The organism is Polynucleobacter tropicus (genome assembly GCF_013307225.1).
Taxonomy (GTDB): domain Bacteria; phylum Pseudomonadota; class Gammaproteobacteria; order Burkholderiales; family Burkholderiaceae; genus Polynucleobacter; species Polynucleobacter tropicus.
The window spans coordinates 1,994,442-2,013,178 of the sequence record NZ_CP028942.1 but is presented as its reverse complement, the minus strand read 5'-3'; the positions used below and the strand labels follow the sequence as shown (position 1 = coordinate 2,013,178).

Sequence of the window (18,737 nt, the reverse complement as noted above, 5' to 3'; positions counted from 1 at the left end):
ATGGTGAAGTGATGGAGTAAGCGTTACTGCAGTAACGCATAAAAAAAACCACTCGTAAGTGGCTTTGGTATGGGGAAAGATAAAAATCTAATCAACCACACAAGCAAATTTATCCAATAATGGCGCGCCATGTTTGGCGCGCTGTTCATTGTCAGCCTCAATGGTTTCTTCAAACTTTGTCATCAGATAGGCCTCAACACTGGTGCTACCCACATGGCCTTTAAGCGCATGCTGTTCATAGTCAAAGTAGCGTTGCAATATTCTTGCCTCTAAATCCTTGTCCATAGCCACAGCATCAATCACAGTAAATTTTCCAAGTCCATTCTTTTTACACACCATATAAACATAATCGCCATATTGGGCAATGTCATGTAGCTCACTTGTGCGTGCCTTATCAATTTCAAAAGTGGCATATGGACTTGAGACAGCGCGAGCTTCTAATAGTTTATTGGCATAGTAAGTCTGTAAGTTAGCCAACTTATTAGCTTGGTCACTTGTGAGCGAATTATTTGATTTTTCTCGTAATTTATTGATACCACCATTGGCCTTGATGTATTGAGGTAATTCAGCGCTTTTAATATTTAGACTCAAAGCCTTGGCCAGCACTTGTGAATAGATAAGCGCATTTTTTCTGCTGGTGCGTGTAACAAAACGAACGATGATGTTTAAATCTGTGCTGTTCTTCTGCGTTTTAATCTTGTGTGTGTAAGTCAGCTCACTACGCATTTCTTTAATAATTTGCCCTACATTTTTAGTGGCCAATATACCTTCTGCAAAAGACAGTATTTCGCCCAATAGAAAATATAAGTCTTCATTGGCTTTGGCCACATATTGCGCTACATAATTCTCATGCTTGATTGCCAAGAATTCTCCTTGAGTCATAAAAGCCCTAATTTCAGCCTCGTTTGACTGCTTGGCACTAATAAGAGCTTTAGGCGCTGAAATGGGAGTGGTATTTTGTGTAAGTTGTTGCATGCTAATTCCTTTATAAAAAACAGCAAAATTGCTGAATTATTAGTGTGTCTTTTTGTGATTTTTATTAACACTGTGTTGATTTGAGAAAATCATAGTGTTAGCATGTTTATATGCAAAAAGACACCAAAATCACCACGCAATCTCGTGCCTTTGCCACACGCAAATATCCAGTGTTTGGCAAGGGTTTGTATAGTGAATCTAACCCCCCTAAAACCATCCTTAGCAGTCCTTTTTATTGGTGGTTTAAGTTCTTGCAGCTAAACGACGAATATGCCAAGGCTCTTGCTAGTAAAAGGTCAAAAGTTCCAAAACAACTGGTAAAGGATTTTGGCAATGTCAAAGACTTAGATTTCAAGTCTTGGTGGAAAGCACACAGTCATTTGTTTGCAGAGCCAGTGACTAGCTACAGCATGACCATTGCACAAAGCTATGAAGACTTAGTGCCTTTTGGCAGCAAGGAGGCTATTAACTTAGTCATTCCTTTGGATTGGACTAATGTGGGTATCAAAAGACGATTTGCCCAAGTCATAGACAAATTAGTTCCCAAGGCAAAAAAAGGACAAGCCATTCAACCCAGTGAGGCACCTTATAAGTTGGGTCGTAAATGGAGCACTGTAGCCTTTACCAGTGCTTACAATGTTTATAAGCTTAAACAGCAGTCAAATTTACAAGTTGCGCAAGGTGGACAAAAAATACCTTGGGCTGATATAGCCATTATGGCCAAGTTAGATGCTGCAGAAGGTTTGAAGGTAGGGCAAAAAACCCAATTTACCAGTGACCATAGAAGGGTGCTGACTATATTGGCAAAAAGGCATTACAAACGAGCTGAAGGTTTTATCAAAGCAGCTGCCTCAACAGCATTTCCAAGCAATGAAAAATAAGAGAAAAGATAAAGATGCTAACTGGTGAATTAAAGAGTCAAGTTGATAAGGTTTGGAACAGCTTTTGGACTGGTGGTATTTCAAACCCACTGGAAATCATTGAGCAAATTACCTATTTGTTATTTTTGCGCAGATTGGATGACTTGCAAACCTTAGAAGAAAATAAAAGCGCCAGACTAGGCAAGCCTATGGAGAAACGATTTTTTCCAGAAGGCGCAGATAGTAAGAACTGCAAGTATGAGGACATGCGTTGGAGCAGACTAAAAAACATGTCACCACAAGATATGTTCAATGTAGTCAATGACCATGTGTTCCCATTTTTGAGAGATATTGGTGGTGATGGCAGCACCTATAGCAAGCAGATGCAAGGCGCTCGTTTTACCATCCCTACACCTTTGCTACTTACAACAGCCATTGAGCTGCTTGACCAAATCCCTATGGAAGATAGAGATACCAAGGGTGACTTGTATGAATACATGTTGGGCAAATTGGCTAGCGCTGGGCAAAATGGACAATTTAGAACGCCAAGACACATTATTAGATTGATGGTGGAGCTGACAGCTCCAACGGCTAAGGACACCATTTGTGACCCAGCTAGTGGCACTTGTGGTTTTTTAGTTAATGCCAGTGAATACTTGCGTGAAACGCATCCAGAAATAATGGCTGATACCAAGAGTCGTGAACACTTTCATAACTCTATGTTTCATGGCTATGACTTTGATAACACCATGCTGCGTATTGGCAGTATGAACATGTTATTACATGGCGTAGAAAACCCAGTTATTACCTATCGTGATTCACTAAGCCAAGACTACGCAGTTGAGGAAGAAAAATATAGCCTCATTCTGGCAAACCCACCTTTTGCTGGCAGCATCAATATTGCAAATGCAGCGAAGGATTTGCTGGCAGTGGTGAACACCAAGAAAACAGAATTGCTATTCATGGCTTTGTTCTTGAAGTTGCTAAAACCTGGTGGGCGTGCTGCAGTAGTGGTGCCAGATGGAGTGCTGTTTGGAAACAGCAAAGCTCATAAAGAAATTAGGCGCATGTTGGTTGAGGAGCAAAAACTAGAAGCTGTGATTTCTTTACCTAGTGGAGTGTTTCAGCCTTATGCTGGTGTTAGCACTGCAATTTTACTTTTCACCAAGACCAACAGTGGTGGAACAGATTCAGTCTGGTTTTATGACATGCTAGCAGATGGCTGGAGTTTAAATGCACAGCGTCAGCCTTTGTTAGATGAAGATAAGCTTGGCGCATCACCAAAGCAAAAATTAACAGTTAATGAGCATGAGAAAAATAATTTGCCAGATATATTAGCAAGGTGGCATCAGCGTAATGGTGAAGAGCGCAATAATCCAAAAACGGCGCAGAGTTTTGTAGTAGATAAAGCAGACTTAATTGCCAACGACTACGATTTAAACTTGAACAAATACAAGGAAGTAGTGCATGAGTATGTGGAGTATGTATCGCCAATACAGTTGATTGCAGAATTAAAGCAACTTGAAATTGAGATACAAGCTGAAGTTACTGAGCTTGAAGGAATGCTTAAGTGACTTGGCAAACTATAAAATTGGGTGAACTTGCTAGAGTTAGGACTGGCAAACTTGATGCTAATGCTTCAGATGAAAATGGACTTTATCCATTCTTTACATGCGCAGTTGAACCTTTGAGTATTAACACCCCAGCATTTGACTGTAAGGCTATTTTGGTAGCTGGAAATGGAGACTTAAATGTCAAATACTATGAGGGAAAGTTCAATGCATATCAGAGAACTTATGTAATTGAAAGTTTGGATGAAAAGATTTTATTGCCAAAATACCTTTATCTTTTTTTGAATGAATATGTCAATGAATTAAGGACTTTAGCAATAGGTGGGGTTATAAAGTATATCAAGCTGGCCAACTTAACTGATGCTCCAATACCACTTCCACCACTTGCAGAGCAGCAGCGTATTGCAGCAATTCTGGAAAAGGCTGAGCTTATTAAGCGTAAGCGTAAATTGGCAATTGAGAAGTTAGATAAAGTGGCGAAGAGTATTTTTATTGAGATGTTTGGCGAGCCAAAATTTAACCCATTTAAGTGGGAATATAAAAAACTTAGTGAATTAGTATCAAAGCTGGGTGATGGTTTGCATGGAACCCCAAAATATAATGATGATGGAGACTATTACTTTATCAATGGAAATAATCTACATCATGGCGTAATCAAGACCAATTCCTCCACAAAAAAAGTTGATTTTGATGAGTTCACTAAACACAAAAGAGAGCTGAACAATACAACGATGATTGTTTCAATTAATGGCACTCTTGGTAAAGTGGCGTTTTATAACGACGAAAAAATCATTCTTGGTAAAAGTGCTTGTTATTTCAATGTGAAGGAATCATTAATCAACAAAACTTACCTATTTCATTTGCTTGAGAGTCAATATTTTATGGATTACGCATTGAATATGGCAACTGGTAGCACCATAAAAAATGTTTCACTGAAATCAATGAGAAACTTTCCTATTCCATTACCACCTTTAGATTTACAAGAAAAATTTTGTAATTTAATGAACAGAATAGGAACAATTAAGGTTAAATTAAATGAAGGGTTAAGCAAGCAATCCAAGCTTTTTATCTCACTTCAAAATCAAGCATTCTATGGACAGCTATAGTCAATGAGCAACTTCGCCTTCCTACAAAAAGAATGGTTCTCTATCTGTGATAGCGCAACCAAAGCAGAAGGTTATCTAAACTCAGATACTCGTGCTGCATGTTGGTATGCACGCATGACGCTGGAGCAGATTGTAGATTGGCTTTATAGATATGACCCCAATTACAAGAGCTATGAGCCTAGCCTAGGCGCTAGAGTGCATGACCCTTGTTTTCGTGCCAACGCCAGTGAAAACATCTTTACTAAAGCCACAGTCATTATGTCCATTGGTAATCGTGCTGCTCATGGGAAGGCTGCTAAGCAAGCTGAGGCATATACAGCTATTCAAGAGTTGTTTCATATTGCCTATTGGTTGGCTAGAACTTATGGAGATAAAGCAAGACCAGACTCTAGTTTGCAGTTTGATGAAAGACTAATTCCAGTAGCTAAAAAGCAAGATGCAATTAGTGCTGAACAGTTGCGCAGTGTTGAAGATAAGCTAAGAAATGAGCAAACAGAAAAGGACGCGCTCAAGCAAGAGCTAGAAGCTTTGCGTATTGAGTTTGCCAAGGCCAAGGCTGCCAATCAGCAAACGCCAGATACCCATAACTATAACGAAGAGCAGACTCGCGACTACTTTATTGACTTGCTGCTAAATGAAGCTAGCTGGGCATTAGATAAAAAGGAAGATAGAGAATATGAAGTAGCTGGCATGCCCAATAATCAAGGTATTGGTTTTGTGGATTATGTCTTGTGGGGGGATGATGGCAAGCCTCTAGCAGTTGTAGAGGCTAAAAAGACCAGAAGAGATGCTAGGGTGGGTCAACAACAAGCTAAGCTTTATGCAGATTGTTTAGAGGCCAAGTTTGGTCGTCGTCCAGTCATTTATTACACCAATGGATATGAACATTGGTTTTGGGATGACACTTCTTCAGCACCAAGACCAGTAGAAGGTTTTCATAAAAAAGATGAACTTGAATTGCTCATGCAGCGTCGTTCAAGTCGTCAAAGCCTTGCTAAGATAGAGATTGATAAGGCTATTGTTGAGCGCAGTTATCAACACCAAGCTATACGCAGCATTACAGAAGCCATTGAGCAACACAATCAAAGACGCAGCCTAGTGGTCATGGCTACTGGTAGTGGCAAGACTAGGACTGTGATTGCTTTGGTTGATTTGCTCATGCGTGCTGGATGGGTCAAGCGTGCATTGTTCTTGGCAGATAGGGTTTCTCTAGTCAAGCAAGCTAGTAGAGAGTTTGGCAAGCATTTACCTAATGTGCCAGTGGTTAATCTACTCAATAGCACAGATGCACAAGGTAGGGTTTATGTCAGCACCTACCAAACTATGCTCAATCAAATCAACAATACAGATACCACTGTTAAAAAGTTTGGTATTGGCTTTTTTGATTTGATTATTGTGGATGAGGCACATCGTAGTATCTACAGCAAATATGGCGCAATTTTTAATTACTTTGACAGCTACTTGGTTGGCCTAACTGCTACACCAAAAGATGAAGTAGACAGAAATACCTACAACCTCTTTCAAATGCAAAATGGCGTGCCAACCTATGCCTACAGTCTAGATGATGCAATCTCTGCTGGTTATCTTGTGCCACCTAGGGCTATTTCAGTGCCAGTGCACTTTCCTCGTGATGGCATTAGGTATGACGAGCTCAGTGAAGATGAACGACAGCAGTGGGATGAATTGGAATGGGGCGAGAATGGTCCACCAGATGAAGTAGACCCAGCTGCTATGAATCAGTGGCTGTTTAATCAAGACACTGTAGACCAAGTTATTCAGCACATGATGACCAAAGGCCAAAAAGTGGCTAGTGGCGACAGAATTGGTAAAACCATCATCTTTGCCAAAAATAACTTGCACGCTCAATTCATAGCAGAGCGTTTCAATATCAACTACCCTCAATACAAGGGAGAGATGGCTAGAGTCATCACCTATCAGACTGAGTATGCACAAAGTTTGATTGACGATTTTTCTAATAAAGACAAAGCACCACACATAGCGATTAGCGTAGACATGCTTGACACTGGTATTGATGTGCCAGAGGTGGTTAATCTAGTGTTTTTTAAGCGTGTGCGTAGTAAAACCAAATTTTGGCAGATGATAGGTAGAGGCACGAGACTTTGCAAAGACTTATTTGCGCCTAATGAAGATAAGAAATTTTTCTATATTTTGGATTATTGCCAGAATCTAGAGTATTTCAAAGAAAATCCAGAAGCCAGTGATGGCTCAAGTAGTGAAAGCTTGGATGCTCAGCTGTTCAAAAATCGTATTGAAGTGCTAACCACGCTTGATGCAAGAAAAGATGCCAACACTAAAGACGAGCAAGACCTAAGAGAGTATTCAGCTACCTATTTGCATGACTTGGTGGCTAATATGACCTTAGAAAATATTATTGTGCGCCCTAAGCGTAAATTTGTAGAAAAGTTTAGCAATGTGGCAAGCTGGAAATCGCTGAGTGCTGTAGATGCTGCAGAGGCAGTTACTGAATTAGCTAACTTGCCTTCACAAAAAATTGACACAGAAGAAGAGGCTAAACGCTTTGATTTAGCAATTATCAAATTGCAGCTCTGTATATTGCGTGGAGATAAAGGCTTTGAGCGTTTACAAAGCTATGTCAAAGCAATTGCTACAGCATTAGAGTTGCAAGAAAGCATTCCAGCCATTAGAGCTCAGATGGAGTTAATTCAATCTCTCAATAGTGATGATTGGTGGCAAGATGTTACTGTGGGCATGTTAGAGCATGTGCGAATTCAACTACGAAGCTTGGTCAAGCTGATTGAAAGAGCTAAGCGAAGCTTGGTGTTTACCAACTTTGGTGACACCATTGGAGAAGGCGTTGAGATTCCCTTGCCTATCAAGGTGGGAGGCTTAGACTATGAACGATTTAAGACTAAATCCAGAGAGTTCCTACGCCAACATGAAAGTAAGTTAGTCATTAACAAGTTGCGTCGTAATTTACCAATCACAGCTATAGACTTGGCTGAACTGGAGGCTATTTTGCTTGAGCAAGCTGGTGGCGATAGCAGTTTGATAGACAAGGCTAAACAAGAGGCGCATGGACTAGGACTTTTTGTGCGCTCATTGGTGGGATTGGATAAGGCCTCTGCAACAGAGGCTATGAATGTGTTCTTGACTGATTCCACGGCAACCAATAGACAGATTGAGTTTGTAAACTTAATTGTGGATGAGTTGACAAAGAATGGTGCAATGGAAGATGACCGTTTGTATCAAAGTCCATTTGTAGATATGGCCCCCACTGGACCAGAAGGAATTTTTGCCTCAGACAAAGTTCAGCAATTATTCGCGTCAATCAACGAGGTAAGGCTGCGTGCAGTTGCTTAAAAATGATGGGCGATAATATTGTTTTTCAGAAAATCACAAGCGAGATACTGGCCGTTTCATCTAGAGCTTCACTTAATGGCCCCCCTTTAGGCCAACAACTTTATGAAAGCTTTGTAAGCACTCTGCATAAAGAATTTAAAGAATTAAAGGAAATTGAATCAAAATTCGTAAAAGTTTTTTATAAAAACAAACGAAATATTTTGAGCATTGAAATACAAGCCAATGCCATTAAAGTTACCATTAACGCAAAAATTGGCTCTTTAAAAGATGACAAAAAATTGCTACGAGATGTTTCTAATATTGGGCATTGGGGTAATGGTGACTATCAAATTAGGTTACAAAATAAGACTCTATTTAAAGATGTTTTGAAGTTAGTAAAACAAATATACTGAGTTTAGCTCTACAAAATACCAGCAAATCCTTATATTATATGGGTTTAGTGCTTAACACAGTCTTTCGCACATAACACAAAAAAGACATTTGAAACTTATAAAATAAGGCTCTTACGCTACCAAATGTCTTGAAAATCCTTGTGTCGGTGGTTCGATTCCGCCCCGGGCCACCAAGAAACATCAAAACCACCTTCGGGTGGTTTTTCTATTTTAGTTTTTAAACAAGTTTGCTAGAAATGTATCAATCACTCCAGTTGATTTCTGCGTAGCATCATCATCCCTGCCAACATGAGGATTTAGCTCCACGCAAGCATCCGTATATTTAAATTCTTGATTGGTTTGGGTGTTAATTAGATTGCCTGGAGATTTCTCAACAATCCCGCAAGATCTAACAGTTTGGGCGTCCTTCGATACTACAGGCGGTATTGCTCCTAATGGCGAGTCAAAAGCATGGGGCCCAATCTCGTATTCAAAAAGTTCCACATTTTGGTTGGCCGCTTTTAATTTACCCACATATTCTTTACAAGCCGCTACAGGGTTGTAGTCATCAGTAATACCGTGATGAAGTTGAATTGGCTTTCCAGTAGTTTTAGTGTCGCTAATGTAGCTTGTGACGCAATCAGCATAAAACGGAATATGTGCCGCAAAAACAGTGCCGCTCTTATTCCATAATTTATTGAATCTATCTACGCTGGCAAATAGCGTTGCTTGGCCTCCTCTAGAAAAGCCCATCATGACAAACTTATTGGAGTCTAGGCGTGGGTGCTTAGCTAGGATCTCCATGGCCTTATAGCTATCAAGGATCAGGTTCAGCCTGCCCAATAGGGCTTGATTGGGGCCAACAACCGTCAAGCCGCGCCCTGTAAAACCATCCATGCTGAATGTGGCATAACCTTCATTTAGAAAATGATTTGACCAATAGTCAATATTGGCGCCCATTCCACTAGAGCCATGAACTAAGAAAATGACAGGAATTTTTTGGCCAACTGGTTTTGGTGGGAAGCGAAGAATGCCATTTACAGTGACCTCTTTGCCGTTTTTATCTCCCAATAAAAACTGTTTATCTGAAATAGTCAAACTTGGAATGGAATAAATTTCAGACCTTGGCGGATAAACAATGTCTGTTCCAGCGTGTGCGCATAAAGATGCGATTGCCAATATAGCCAATAACAAATAGTTCATGATCGTTGTCCCCCGATATTTTTTATTAATAGTGATTGTTGTTAGGAATACTAGCAGAACCCATATCATGCCCAGCGGTGATTTTTAGGTTTGGATAGGTTGATGTCGTTTAAAACAACAGTACTGAAGCAGAGTCAGGCATCTTCGGCCCCGGTCTATTCCGCCCCGGGCCACCAAGAATCTATAAACCGCCTTCGGGTGGGTTTTTCTTTTGTGGAGTTAGATAATCTACCTAATCTATTTGAGGTAACCAATGAATCCGAATACAAAAGAAGTAATTGAAAAATGTGCCCATGAGTCACACGCGGGATTGTTAACTTTTCCAGAAGTTCTTAGCCGATTAATAGGGGCTAGCGTTGAATCTTATTTTGTGGACTATCGCAATCATTCAACCACTTATTATTTGTCCAGTAATGAGGCATATTCTGTTCCCATGACAATGCCCTTAATTGAAATTCCGACTTCATTTAATAAGGAGGCCATTGTTTCAGCCATTCGCGGCGCTCAAAGCGACACAGTTAGATATCCTGAGTTTCTTAAGCTAACCATGTCAGCAGGCTGTGCTGGATACATGGTTTGGATTGCCGGAAAGCATGTGAGTTATTTTGGGCGAGCCGGCGATGTACATGTCGAGCATTTTCCAAAAGGATAAGACCCTTTTTGGCTCGGGTCGATTTCGTACCGAGCCACCAAGAAATACAAAACCACCTTCGGGTGGTTTTTCTTTTGCCTTGTTAGTTCTTAAGCTTTTACTGCTTTCTCTAAGGCCTGGCTTAATCCAGCGAAATATTTATTGGCTTTTTTTGTCAGCTCGATTTGTTTGACTCGGCCATCATTTGTTGATTTGAGCTTTAGATAGCCGTCATCAACCAGGGCGTGCAGTCTTTTGTGAAGGGTTGCTTGAGATCCAAGTTGGCTGAGCACCAGAATGTCGCCGATCACAATCTTGCCTTTGTTTAAAACAATATGCTTGCTGATATGCTCAAGAATATCTTTGCTTAATGAATCCAAGGGCTTTTCATTGGGATTAATAAGCGTATCCGCAAGATGCAAAAAGCGTATGTAAGAATTTGTCATTTCAGTAGTGCCCCCTGTTTTTAAGTATGATGGGTCTGTGCCCATATCTTCAATAAATCAAATACGAGCGCCCATTATCCTCCTAAAAATAGGAGTGCCGTTTTGCCTGTATTTTTTCACGCTTTACGTTGTTAAAGCTTTTCCGGTGCTTGTGAATAGGCCTGAGCTTAGTTACTTTGTTTACCTTCCCGCAGGCATTAAAGTCCTCTCGGTTCTTATTTTTGGCTGGATGGCTGCAATAGGTATTGGTTTAGCAGTATTTATCAGGCTGGTGATTTTTCAACCTGAGCAGCCTTGGTATACATGGCTGACAGTTGCTACGGTTGGAAGTGTTGTTTTGGTTCTCGTGGTGAATTTAACACTTAAGGGCCTAGGTATTGCGCGAGATCTTCACAATTTGAAATACCGCGATGTGGTAACCCTAGCTTTATTTGCTAGCATTGCCCATGGATTTAGTTATACCTATGTGATTTTCGTAATTCATAGCTATGCTTATGACAATTTTATGCGCGAGAGCATGATCATTGTGATGGGTGGCTTCTTTGGGAACATGCTGGTGATCGGCTTGCTGACCTATTTTGCTCAGCATAGCCAATGGTTGCAGCGTCAAATTCAACGACTTAATAGAGACGGCACCCAATAGCTAGTGGCCGTAGGGTGCCGAGCGCTTTACTCCTCTAGCAAGCTTCGCAACATCCAGGCTGTTTTCTCGTGCACATCTTGTCTTTGAGTTAACAAGTCAGCAGTTGGTTGATCACTTGCTTTTTCTACTAGTGGAAAAAGTTTGCGCGCAGTCTTAGCCGTTGCCTCTTGTGCCTTTACAAGAAGCCTCACCATTTCCATCGCTTTTGGAGTTCCCTGCACCTCATCAATTGAGGTCAGCTTGGCAAATTCCTTATATGTTCCAGGCGCTGGCTCTCCAAGCGCCCTGATTCGTTCGGCGATAAGATCAAGTGCAGCCCATTGCTCCGTATATTGAGCCATGAACATGGTGTGAAGGGTATTAAACATCGGCCCCTTCACGTTCCAGTGGAAGTTGTGCGTCATAAGATAAAGAGAGTAACTATCAGCCAAAAGTGCCGATAGACCTTTGGCAATTGCTTTGCGATCTTTTTCGCTGATGCCAATGTCAATTACAGTATTGCTTGGTTTTGTAGCCATGGTTATGCCTCCTTTGATTGATTAACACCATAGAATCATTATGGAGAAATTAATTGTTATTGGCCTAACAAATTATTTCGATTTTATTGATCTGAAAAATCGATAATATGAAAAGATTCGTTTACGATGGGATGGTAAAAATTTTGAGTAGCGCTAATGAAGGAGAAATTATGAAAAGATTTGCTTCAATTTTGTTGATTGCTGGAGCTGCTTTGTGTCTAAGCGGGTGCCTTGCGAGTACAACATCACCAGTGGGCGTGAATTGTGATTTCAGTCAAGAAAAGCCTTTGTGGGAAATGCCGGTCGCTTGCCAAGGCAGGTAATGCAAATAGTCGGTAGAAGGCAAATGATCGCGTTTGCCTTGATATAAAAATTTAGAAAAAGAAAATGAAGCCTTTGAATTACATTAAGCATATCGTCTTGATTGTCGCCATTGGCTTGCTTGGTGCTACATCAGTATTTGCTGCAGAAATCCAAGTAATTACATCGGGTGCATTTGCCGAAGCTTTAAAAGCTTTAGTGCACCGTAGTGGCAAGAGGTGATGCCGAGCTGGGCTTTCAGCAGGTCAGTGAATTAATTCCAATCCCAGGAATTGATTTCATTGGAGAGATTCCTCCCGAGATTCAGCAAACCGTTTTATTCTCCGCAGGCATTACTAGCAATGTTGCAAGCCTAAATGCTTCTAGAGATCTCATTACATTCCTGGCATCCCCTAAGGCTGCGCCCACTATTCAGAAGGCAGGATTAAAGCCTGTATTGCCAGCATTGCCTTGGTAAATGTAATTTACAAAGATTATTTGAGGCTTTGAAGAGCAGTTTTTATTTAAACCGATAAGCTAGCGCGGCAAAAATATTGTCTTGGAATGAACGGTTCATAACAGGGCTGTTATTAATGCCATTGCCCAACCATTTGCGACGTCCATATAGATTCACATACCAGTTATCTACTACTGGAATTTCTAGCATGAAGCCTGCTATCAAATTATTGGTGGCAGGTGCAACATAGGTGCTGTAGCCTGTTGCATTTGCTTCGCCAGTATTCATGCCATAGTAGTAGTTGGCGTATTGGCTGGACTGTCTTTCAATTCCAAGCTCTGGATACAGCACGATATTTTTATAAGTTTCTACTTCCGCAAAATATAAAAGCTCATAAAGAGCGCCCTTAGATTTGCCAAAGTCATGATAGGCATTCGCAAAAAAACCACCAATCGGTGTTTCTTGATAAGTGCCAATGCCTAGAGGAATTGGGTCGCTACGATTAATGGACGCGCCGTTAAATGGAGACTTGACCTTATAGGTATTCAAGTCAATTTTTCCAATGAGCTCAAGATATCCATTGCCTAACTCAAATGTCTTAATTCCAACCTCATCAATGCGCACAAAGAATCGTTTGTAATCAAAAAAAGCATAAGGAAGCACTAAAGATTGTGTGCCTTCTGTGCCAATATGCATATTGGAGGTGTAGACCGCGACGCCAATATCACCAACAATGCGATCCGGTAGTCTATTGGGTACATCGACGGGCTCTAAATCTACAGCGTAGGCTGAAATGGATAGTATTGTGACTGCCAAAGTGACTAGGAGCTTTGTCATGGATTTCATTCCACCATCATAGGGCATTTGAGGCCTAAAGATCTAAATTATCTAGGGCTATATTTTCTAAATGGCTTGTGTCGGCCCATTTGTCAACTTGCCAAGAATAGCCGTTATGGCTAATCCAGTTTAGCGATGCATTGGGCACCGCCACCGCTTTTTCAGACTCTAGAGATTGGTTACTGGCCAGTCGATACATCATGTCTAGTGCGCCCCCATGGCTCACCAATAGAATGGTTTTACCCGCATACTGCATTCGAATATTTTCCAAGGCAGTATGAATGCGATTGGCAAATTGTTTGATACTTTCCCCGCCTTCTAGGGTGTGATCGAGATTGCGACTTAAATGAATCGCCCAAAGATCTGGTTTTAGTTGGGGCCCTTCTTCCGTAGTGAGTCCTTGAAGCGCGCCAAGATGACGCTCGCGTAATTGTTGATCGATGATGGCTGTGACGCTAAATTTTTCTTCAATCGCGCCTGCTGTATTGGCCGCACGTTGCAAATCGCTTGAATACAAAACATCAAATTGCAAATCAATTGCTTTAAGGGCCTTCGCCATTTGTATTGCTTGAGCAATTCCGTGTTGGTTTAGCGGAATGTCGGTGTGGCCTTGAAGGCGACGCGCAACATTCCAATCGGTTTCACCATGACGGACTAGGCAAAAGCGAGTTGTTTTCATATTAATTTTTCAGTGTCCAGGCACGGGGATTATGTTCAAAGCCAATGTGCTCATAGTATTCATTTGCTTTGGGGGCCGCTAACAAAACAATCATGCAACTGGGCCCTAGATGTTTTTGAGTTTGAGCGATAAGCTCTTTCCCAATTCCCATGCGTTGATATTTTTGATCTACTGCTAGGTCAGCCAAATAAGTAACATATGCAAAATCAGTAAGTGATCGCGAAATTCCAATTAACTTACCTTGATCCCAAGCAGTTATGGTGAGATTGGCATTTTTTAGCATTGCCTCAAAAGTTTCTTTGTTATCAATCGGTCTGCGCTCGCCCAGTGTTGAGCGAATATACAAATCAATTGCTTCTTCGGCTGTAACTTTGGCGTCGTCTCGATACTGAATCATGATGCATCCTTTATTTGTAGGCTTAATATATCGCCCACTGAAATTTCTCCGACATTCATTATTTCTGCCCTTAAACCGCCTCGCCCTTCAAATGCATTAATGAAGTCTGATTTGTTCAGGAGCTTAGCGGGTCTTTGGCATGGCGCACACAATTCAGTGCCCTTGAGAACAAGGGATCCCAATGTAAATGTCTTTCCAACAAGAGAATTAAGATCTTCCGCGTTCATATTGCTAATGACAATATTTCTGCGGGTTTGTGAGGCATCAAAGGTCGGTTCATCTCCAGCCATCAGCCACTCATTGGCAATAACGATTCCGGATTCAGTGATAAGACTAAGGTGTCGTATTTTGCTGGGAGTTGTATTCGAGTAGGCGCCTTTTCCGTTGGCATATCGATCTCCTTCGATCCCCGTTAGAGTGATCTTTGCTTTGGGCAATGATTGCATCGGCGCACCAGCAGTCGCTGCAATATAAATGGCCTGAATATAGGGCAGTCTTGTACTCATGAGTGTTTGTATATTACAGCCCAATAGCGATGCTTTATTAATACAATGAACTAAAACACATCAAAAGGGGCAAGAGTGAATCAAGAAAGCAAGGGAATGTTAATAGGCTTTATCGGCATTCTGATTTTTAGCCTGACCTTGCCTGTAAGTAAGATCGCTGTCCTAAGCTTTGACCCTTATTTCATTGCTTTTGGTAGAGCGCTTTTGGCCGGCTTGGTTGCTTTGGCTTATTTAATTTACAAACAAGCACCTTTGCCTCAAAAATCCGACTGGATCAAGTTCGTCATTATTGCTCTTGGAGTTGTCTTTGGTTTTCCAATATTCACCACTGTGGCCATGAAAGAAGGATCTTCATCTCATGGCGCAGTTATTCTGGGAATGATGCCTTTGGCTACAACCGTAATTGGAGTTATCCGCTTTAAAGAGCGCCCTTCAATTGGCTTTTGGTTGGTATCTTTGCTTGGCGCCGCTTTAGTTGTGGTTTATGCATTGTTAAAAAACGCAGGAGGTTTTACCTATATTGATGGCCTCTTGGTTGCTGGCGGTATTTGCGCCTGTATTGGATATGTTGAGGGCGGAGAGTTGTCTCGTCGTATGAATCCACGTGCGGTTATTTCTTGGGCTTTGGTGGTGTCACTCCCAATTAACGCCACCATTGCTTTCTATTTGTTTGAGCTAGGGTATTGGGGGGCTGATACGCTTGCTTGGACAAGCTTTATTTACTTAAGTCTTTTCTCAATGTTTCTCGGCTTTTTCTTTTGGTACGAGGGTCTTGCTATTGGTGGAATTGCCAGAGTCAGTCAAGTTCAGCTCATACAGCCATTCTGTACTCTTGTAGCCGCTAGTATTTTATTGGGCGATTATTTGACGGCAATGAATATGGTGTTCGCATTCTTGGTGGTTTCTACGGTGATCTTAAGTAAAAGAATGCTGGTCGAGCGCACTTAATTTATATTTGAATCATGATCAATATTACCAATTTTGTTTTTGCTTTGGTGATGGGCTTTTTAATGTCCGCCAGCATCACTCTTGCAACAACATTTGTTCGTATCGGCGCTGTCGAGAATTTCTTTTGGCTTTGGTTGGAGGTATGGCTGGTCGCATATCCTGTCGCAATCGTTTGTATATTGGCTTATCGACCTTTGGCAACCAAAATTACAGCAGTAGTTCTTGAAAAGCTAAAGGGCTAAGCATGAAGGCTGTTGGCTTAGTGATAGGTGTTCTTGCGTTAGTGGCTTGTACACCGGTATACACCGATGCATCAGATTCAAACCATGTCACTTTTTTGAATGCAGACGGCGAGTCGGTTGATCAACTGACTCAAAAAGCAAATGCCTACTGCGCTCAGTATGGCAAAGTAGCTAAGTACAAAAGTGGCGATTCATCCCTAGCAACGGTCTTCACCTGCAATTCCGTGCGTTAATGTTTCTTTAGCGTTTTAATTACCCAGCCAAATCAGATTGGTAAATCAAACCAGCGTGCTCTCTTAATGCATGGAATTGAATTGATTCACAGCGTTGTTGTGCCACGTCTAGTTCAGACTTATGAGATGCCAGAAATACTGAAGCACCAACAACATCTTCTGCCATGCGATGAATATTTTCTTGGGTAAATTTTTTGAGCGCTACAGGATCATCAGAGCTAACCCAGCGAGCAAGGCTATAGCGCGCAGGCAATAAGCGAACTTCAGCGCCATATTCAGTTTGCAAGCGATGGCTAACAACTTCAAATTGCAATTGACCAAATGCGCCTAGCAACATAGTGCCGCCAGCCATAGGGCGAAATACCTGAATAGCGCCTTCTTCACCAAGCTGCATCAAGCCGGTGCGCAATTGCTTTGATCGTAACGGGTCGGCTGATTCAACAAGTCGGAAAATTTCCGGGGCAAAGAAAGGTAGTCCTGTAAATTGCAGTTGCTCGCCTTCCGTTAGCGTATCACCCAAGCGAAGTAGTCCATGATTGGGCAAGCCAATAATGTCACCAGGAAATGCTTCGTCCAAAATATCGCGTCTTTGTGACAAAAACGAGAGTGCATTATTGGTGCGCACTTCTTTTCCGTTGCGACAGATTTTGAGTTTCATGCCGCGTTCAAAATGACCCGAACAGATCCGTAAGAAAGCCACGCGATCACGGTGCGCAGGATCCATATTTGCCTGAATCTTAAAAACCACTGCAGAGAATTTATTTTCTGCTGGGCTAACTTCACGTTGCAATGCTTTGCGACCACCAGGTGATGGCGCTAATTCAACGAGAGTGTTCAGAATTTCTCGAACACCAAAGTTATTGATTGCAGATCCAAAGAATACTGGGGATTGGCGCCCTGCCAAGAAGGCTTCACGATCAAAGGCAGGCATTGCTTCTTTAATAAGTTCTACCTCGCCCAAAGCATTTTCAAGATCAACGCCAAGACGCTCTTTCAGGGCCGGATCATTAATGTCGATAACTGCATGTGAGTCTTCGGTTACTCGATCTTCGCCAGCCTTGAACATGCGCATACGATTGTTCGCGATATCAATTACGCCAGCAAAAGATTTGCCCATGCCTACTGGCCAAGTAAATGGCACAACCTCGATGCCTAGTGCTGATTCAATTTCATCCATTAACTCCATTGGAGGCTTCACTTCGCGATCCATTTTATTAATGAAGGTAACGATAGGTGTATTGCGTGCGCGACAGACTTCTAAGAGGCGCAATGTTTGTGATTCCACACCATTTGCCGCGTCAATAACCATTAAAGCAGAGTCAACCGCAGTGAGAACGCGATAAGTGTCTTCAGAGAAGTCTTGGTGACCTGGAGTATCTAAGAGATTAATAATGCAGTCGCGATATTCCATCTGCATTACAGAACTTGCTACAGAGATGCCGCGTTGTTTCTCAATTTCCATCCAGTCAGATGTGGCGTGTCTACTAGCTTTACGGGCCTTAACACTTCCAGCGATCTGAATTGCACCCGCATAAAGCAATAGTTTTTCTGTGAGCGTAGTTTTACCCGCATCTGGGTGAGAGATGATGGCAAAGCTGCGACGTCTCAGTACTTCTGCGGCGGGGGTGCTGGAGGTATTGGTATCGATGGTAATTCTGCGCTGATTAATCTAGTTCGGTGGCAATTATAAGCGGGCAAGCCCTTCTAGAATTGCTCTCCTGGCTTGAGATAGCGCCATTGGCCGGGGGGCAAAGGGCCCAAAGATACACGCCCCATGCGAACACGTTTTAACCCAAGCACTCTTAGGCCGACCATTTCACACATTCGGCGGATTTGACGTTTTCGGCCCTCTCGTAAAACAAAGCGTAATTGCTCTTCATTTTGCCAACTGACTTGAGCTGGCTTGAGTGCAACACCATCTAGCGATAGACCATGTTTTAAGCGATCTAAATCTTCATATGAAAGCCTGCCCTCCACGCGCACTAAATATTCTTTTTCAATCGGACTATTTTCTCCGATTAATAACTTGGCTATTCGACCGTCTTGGGTCAGAACAAGCAGGCCCGTAGAGTCAATATCTAAGCGGCCTGCAGGCGCAAGACCTTTAGTATTAAAGCGTGGGCTACGATTTTTATCGAGTGGATTTGCGAAAAAATTTTCAGGCGTAATTAATGACGCAGCAGGCTGATATTCCTGCTCATCATCGTAATGAGAAATAAATCCAACTGGCTTGTTCAGGATAACGGTAATTCGAGAAGCTTGCTGTGCCTTAGCCCCAGATTGCAATTCAATTTTTTGATGGCGATATGCACGAACACCAAGTTCATTCACAATTTCTCCATCGACTGTAACGAGTCCTTGCTCTATATAAGAGTCAGCCTCTCGCCTAGAACAAAGACCAAGTTCTGAGAGTAATTTAGAGACGCGTACTTTTTCTTCCATGGCTACATTATCCGATAAAGAGGCATCAGT

Annotated in this window: 23 protein-coding genes; 13 read left to right on the top strand and 10 right to left on the bottom strand. The window is 41.9% G+C overall.

What is annotated here, in order from left to right:
* Positions 1–87 precede the first annotated feature (87 nt).
* A complete protein-coding gene (locus DCO17_RS10300; RefSeq protein WP_173956617.1) occupies positions 88–975 on the bottom strand; it encodes a hypothetical protein in 888 nt (295 codons plus the stop codon).
* 110 nt (positions 976–1,085) lie between these two features.
* Here DCO17_RS10300 and DCO17_RS10295 point away from each other — a divergent pair, with 110 nt between their 5' ends.
* From DCO17_RS10295 to DCO17_RS10275, 5 genes are read left to right on the top strand one after another with little or no spacing between them, the layout of a single operon-like run.
* Positions 1,086–1,856, top strand: a complete 771-nt coding sequence (locus DCO17_RS10295; RefSeq protein ID WP_173956616.1) for a hypothetical protein — start codon at positions 1,086–1,088, stop codon at positions 1,854–1,856.
* 14 nt (positions 1,857–1,870) lie between these two features.
* On the top strand, positions 1,871–3,409 hold the full coding sequence (locus DCO17_RS10290; protein WP_173956615.1) for a class I SAM-dependent DNA methyltransferase: 1,539 nt from the start codon (positions 1,871–1,873) through the stop codon (positions 3,407–3,409).
* A complete protein-coding gene (locus tag DCO17_RS10285; RefSeq protein ID WP_173956614.1) occupies positions 3,406–4,512 on the top strand; it encodes a restriction endonuclease subunit S in 1,107 nt (368 codons plus the stop codon). The genes DCO17_RS10290 and DCO17_RS10285 overlap by 4 nt, the downstream gene beginning before the upstream one ends.
* Positions 4,513–4,515: 3 nt before the next feature.
* Positions 4,516–7,854 carry a DEAD/DEAH box helicase family protein gene (locus tag DCO17_RS10280; protein ID WP_173956613.1) on the top strand — a complete coding sequence of 1,113 codons (3,339 nt, stop codon included), beginning with the start codon at positions 4,516–4,518 and terminating at the stop codon, positions 7,852–7,854.
* Positions 7,855–7,859: 5 nt separating this feature from the next.
* The gene (locus DCO17_RS10275; RefSeq protein ID WP_173956612.1) at positions 7,860–8,246 is read left to right on the top strand and encodes a hypothetical protein; all 387 of its coding nucleotides are present in this window, start codon (positions 7,860–7,862) and stop codon (positions 8,244–8,246) included.
* A gap of 210 nt (positions 8,247–8,456) precedes the next feature.
* Here the strand turns inward: DCO17_RS10275 and DCO17_RS10270 are convergent, their stop codons facing one another.
* Positions 8,457–9,428 (bottom strand): dienelactone hydrolase family protein, encoded by a 972-nt coding sequence (locus DCO17_RS10270; RefSeq protein ID WP_173956611.1) that lies wholly within the window; start codon positions 9,426–9,428, stop codon positions 8,457–8,459.
* A 253-nt stretch (positions 9,429–9,681) separates the two neighbouring features.
* Here DCO17_RS10270 and DCO17_RS10265 point away from each other — a divergent pair, with 253 nt between their 5' ends.
* On the top strand, positions 9,682–10,080 hold the full coding sequence (locus tag DCO17_RS10265; RefSeq protein ID WP_173956610.1) for a DUF1398 family protein: 399 nt from the start codon (positions 9,682–9,684) through the stop codon (positions 10,078–10,080).
* An 89-nt stretch (positions 10,081–10,169) separates the two neighbouring features.
* Here the strand turns inward: DCO17_RS10265 and DCO17_RS10260 are convergent, their stop codons facing one another.
* A complete protein-coding gene (locus DCO17_RS10260) occupies positions 10,170–10,505 on the bottom strand; it encodes a helix-turn-helix domain-containing protein (protein WP_173956609.1) in 336 nt (111 codons plus the stop codon).
* Positions 10,506–10,599: 94 nt separating this feature from the next.
* On the opposite strand from DCO17_RS10260, the gene DCO17_RS10255 reads away from it, so the two are divergent.
* Complete coding sequence (locus DCO17_RS10255; RefSeq protein WP_173956608.1) at positions 10,600–11,148, top strand: hypothetical protein; 549 nt, start codon at positions 10,600–10,602, stop codon at positions 11,146–11,148.
* A gap of 26 nt (positions 11,149–11,174) precedes the next feature.
* Here DCO17_RS10255 and DCO17_RS10250 read toward each other — a convergent pair whose 3' ends face one another.
* Positions 11,175–11,666, bottom strand: a complete 492-nt coding sequence (locus DCO17_RS10250; RefSeq protein ID WP_173956607.1) for a Dps family protein — start codon at positions 11,664–11,666, stop codon at positions 11,175–11,177.
* Positions 11,667–11,836: 170 nt separating this feature from the next.
* Between DCO17_RS10250 and DCO17_RS10245 the strand changes: the two genes are divergently transcribed.
* From DCO17_RS10245 to DCO17_RS10235, 3 genes are all read left to right on the top strand, one after another.
* Complete coding sequence (locus DCO17_RS10245; protein ID WP_173956606.1) at positions 11,837–11,989, top strand: hypothetical protein; 153 nt, start codon at positions 11,837–11,839, stop codon at positions 11,987–11,989.
* A gap of 64 nt (positions 11,990–12,053) precedes the next feature.
* Positions 12,054–12,209 (top strand): hypothetical protein, encoded by a 156-nt coding sequence (locus tag DCO17_RS10240; RefSeq protein ID WP_173956605.1) that lies wholly within the window; start codon positions 12,054–12,056, stop codon positions 12,207–12,209.
* Positions 12,196–12,444, top strand: a complete 249-nt coding sequence (locus DCO17_RS10235) for a substrate-binding domain-containing protein (protein WP_254598774.1) — start codon at positions 12,196–12,198, stop codon at positions 12,442–12,444. The genes DCO17_RS10240 and DCO17_RS10235 overlap by 14 nt, the downstream gene beginning before the upstream one ends.
* 42 nt (positions 12,445–12,486) lie before the next feature.
* Here DCO17_RS10235 and DCO17_RS10230 read toward each other — a convergent pair whose 3' ends face one another.
* Genes DCO17_RS10230 through DCO17_RS10215 form a run of 4 tightly spaced genes read right to left on the bottom strand, consistent with a single transcriptional unit; the run spans position 12,487 to position 14,842 of the window.
* Positions 12,487–13,260 (bottom strand): MipA/OmpV family protein, encoded by a 774-nt coding sequence (locus DCO17_RS10230; RefSeq protein ID WP_173956604.1) that lies wholly within the window; start codon positions 13,258–13,260, stop codon positions 12,487–12,489.
* Positions 13,261–13,294: 34 nt separating this feature from the next.
* Positions 13,295–13,939, bottom strand: coding sequence for a histidine phosphatase family protein (locus DCO17_RS10225; protein ID WP_173956603.1), 645 nt, complete (start codon positions 13,937–13,939; stop codon positions 13,295–13,297).
* Position 13,940: 1 nt separating this feature from the next.
* The gene (locus tag DCO17_RS10220) at positions 13,941–14,336 is read right to left on the bottom strand and encodes a GNAT family N-acetyltransferase (RefSeq protein ID WP_173956602.1); all 396 of its coding nucleotides are present in this window, start codon (positions 14,334–14,336) and stop codon (positions 13,941–13,943) included.
* Positions 14,333–14,842: an MOSC domain-containing protein gene (locus DCO17_RS10215; RefSeq protein ID WP_254598773.1), complete on the bottom strand. Its 510-nt coding sequence runs from the start codon at positions 14,840–14,842 to the stop codon at positions 14,333–14,335. Before DCO17_RS10215 ends, DCO17_RS10220 begins: the two co-directional genes overlap by 4 nt.
* A gap of 75 nt (positions 14,843–14,917) precedes the next feature.
* Here DCO17_RS10215 and DCO17_RS10210 point away from each other — a divergent pair, with 75 nt between their 5' ends.
* The 3 genes from DCO17_RS10210 to DCO17_RS10200 are packed head-to-tail and all read left to right on the top strand — an operon-like array spanning position 14,918 to position 16,265.
* Positions 14,918–15,790 (top strand): DMT family transporter, encoded by an 873-nt coding sequence (locus tag DCO17_RS10210; protein WP_254598772.1) that lies wholly within the window; start codon positions 14,918–14,920, stop codon positions 15,788–15,790.
* A 14-nt stretch (positions 15,791–15,804) separates the two neighbouring features.
* Positions 15,805–16,032: a DUF2798 domain-containing protein gene (locus DCO17_RS10205; RefSeq protein WP_173956601.1), complete on the top strand. Its 228-nt coding sequence runs from the start codon at positions 15,805–15,807 to the stop codon at positions 16,030–16,032.
* Between the two features lie 2 nt (positions 16,033–16,034).
* A complete protein-coding gene (locus DCO17_RS10200; RefSeq protein WP_173956600.1) occupies positions 16,035–16,265 on the top strand; it encodes a hypothetical protein in 231 nt (76 codons plus the stop codon).
* A gap of 19 nt (positions 16,266–16,284) precedes the next feature.
* On the opposite strand, the gene DCO17_RS10195 is transcribed toward DCO17_RS10200, so the two are convergent.
* A complete protein-coding gene (locus tag DCO17_RS10195; protein ID WP_173956795.1) occupies positions 16,285–17,913 on the bottom strand; it encodes a peptide chain release factor 3 in 1,629 nt (542 codons plus the stop codon).
* Between the two features lie 56 nt (positions 17,914–17,969).
* On the bottom strand, positions 17,970–18,707 hold the full coding sequence (locus DCO17_RS10190) for a pseudouridine synthase (RefSeq protein ID WP_173956794.1): 738 nt from the start codon (positions 18,705–18,707) through the stop codon (positions 17,970–17,972).
* Positions 18,708–18,737: the final 30 nt, after the last annotated feature.

What these genes read in the sequence shown, in the direction of transcription:
- DCO17_RS10300 (WP_173956617.1), bottom strand. Translation starts at nt 975, where the DNA reads ATGCAACAACTTACACAAAATACCACTCCCATTTCAGCGCCTAAAGCT.
- DCO17_RS10295 (WP_173956616.1), top strand. Translation starts at nt 1,086, where the DNA reads ATGCAAAAAGACACCAAAATCACCACGCAATCTCGTGCCTTTGCCACA.
- DCO17_RS10290 (WP_173956615.1), top strand. Translation starts at nt 1,871, where the DNA reads ATGCTAACTGGTGAATTAAAGAGTCAAGTTGATAAGGTTTGGAACAGC.
- DCO17_RS10280 (WP_173956613.1), top strand. Translation starts at nt 4,516, where the DNA reads ATGAGCAACTTCGCCTTCCTACAAAAAGAATGGTTCTCTATCTGTGAT.
- DCO17_RS10275 (WP_173956612.1), top strand. Translation starts at nt 7,860, where the DNA reads ATGGGCGATAATATTGTTTTTCAGAAAATCACAAGCGAGATACTGGCC.
- DCO17_RS10270 (WP_173956611.1), bottom strand. Translation starts at nt 9,428, where the DNA reads ATGAACTATTTGTTATTGGCTATATTGGCAATCGCATCTTTATGCGCA.
- DCO17_RS10265 (WP_173956610.1), top strand. Translation starts at nt 9,682, where the DNA reads ATGAATCCGAATACAAAAGAAGTAATTGAAAAATGTGCCCATGAGTCA.
- DCO17_RS10260 (WP_173956609.1), bottom strand. Translation starts at nt 10,505, where the DNA reads ATGACAAATTCTTACATACGCTTTTTGCATCTTGCGGATACGCTTATT.
- DCO17_RS10250 (WP_173956607.1), bottom strand. Translation starts at nt 11,666, where the DNA reads ATGGCTACAAAACCAAGCAATACTGTAATTGACATTGGCATCAGCGAA.
- DCO17_RS10245 (WP_173956606.1), top strand. Translation starts at nt 11,837, where the DNA reads ATGAAAAGATTTGCTTCAATTTTGTTGATTGCTGGAGCTGCTTTGTGT.
- DCO17_RS10240 (WP_173956605.1), top strand. Translation starts at nt 12,054, where the DNA reads ATGAAGCCTTTGAATTACATTAAGCATATCGTCTTGATTGTCGCCATT.
- DCO17_RS10230 (WP_173956604.1), bottom strand. Translation starts at nt 13,260, where the DNA reads ATGACAAAGCTCCTAGTCACTTTGGCAGTCACAATACTATCCATTTCA.
- DCO17_RS10225 (WP_173956603.1), bottom strand. Translation starts at nt 13,939, where the DNA reads ATGAAAACAACTCGCTTTTGCCTAGTCCGTCATGGTGAAACCGATTGG.
- DCO17_RS10220 (WP_173956602.1), bottom strand. Translation starts at nt 14,336, where the DNA reads ATGATTCAGTATCGAGACGACGCCAAAGTTACAGCCGAAGAAGCAATT.
- DCO17_RS10215 (WP_254598773.1), bottom strand. Translation starts at nt 14,842, where the DNA reads ATGAGTACAAGACTGCCCTATATTCAGGCCATTTATATTGCAGCGACT.
- DCO17_RS10205 (WP_173956601.1), top strand. Translation starts at nt 15,805, where the DNA reads ATGATCAATATTACCAATTTTGTTTTTGCTTTGGTGATGGGCTTTTTA.
- DCO17_RS10200 (WP_173956600.1), top strand. Translation starts at nt 16,035, where the DNA reads ATGAAGGCTGTTGGCTTAGTGATAGGTGTTCTTGCGTTAGTGGCTTGT.
- DCO17_RS10190 (WP_173956794.1), bottom strand. Translation starts at nt 18,707, where the DNA reads ATGGAAGAAAAAGTACGCGTCTCTAAATTACTCTCAGAACTTGGTCTT.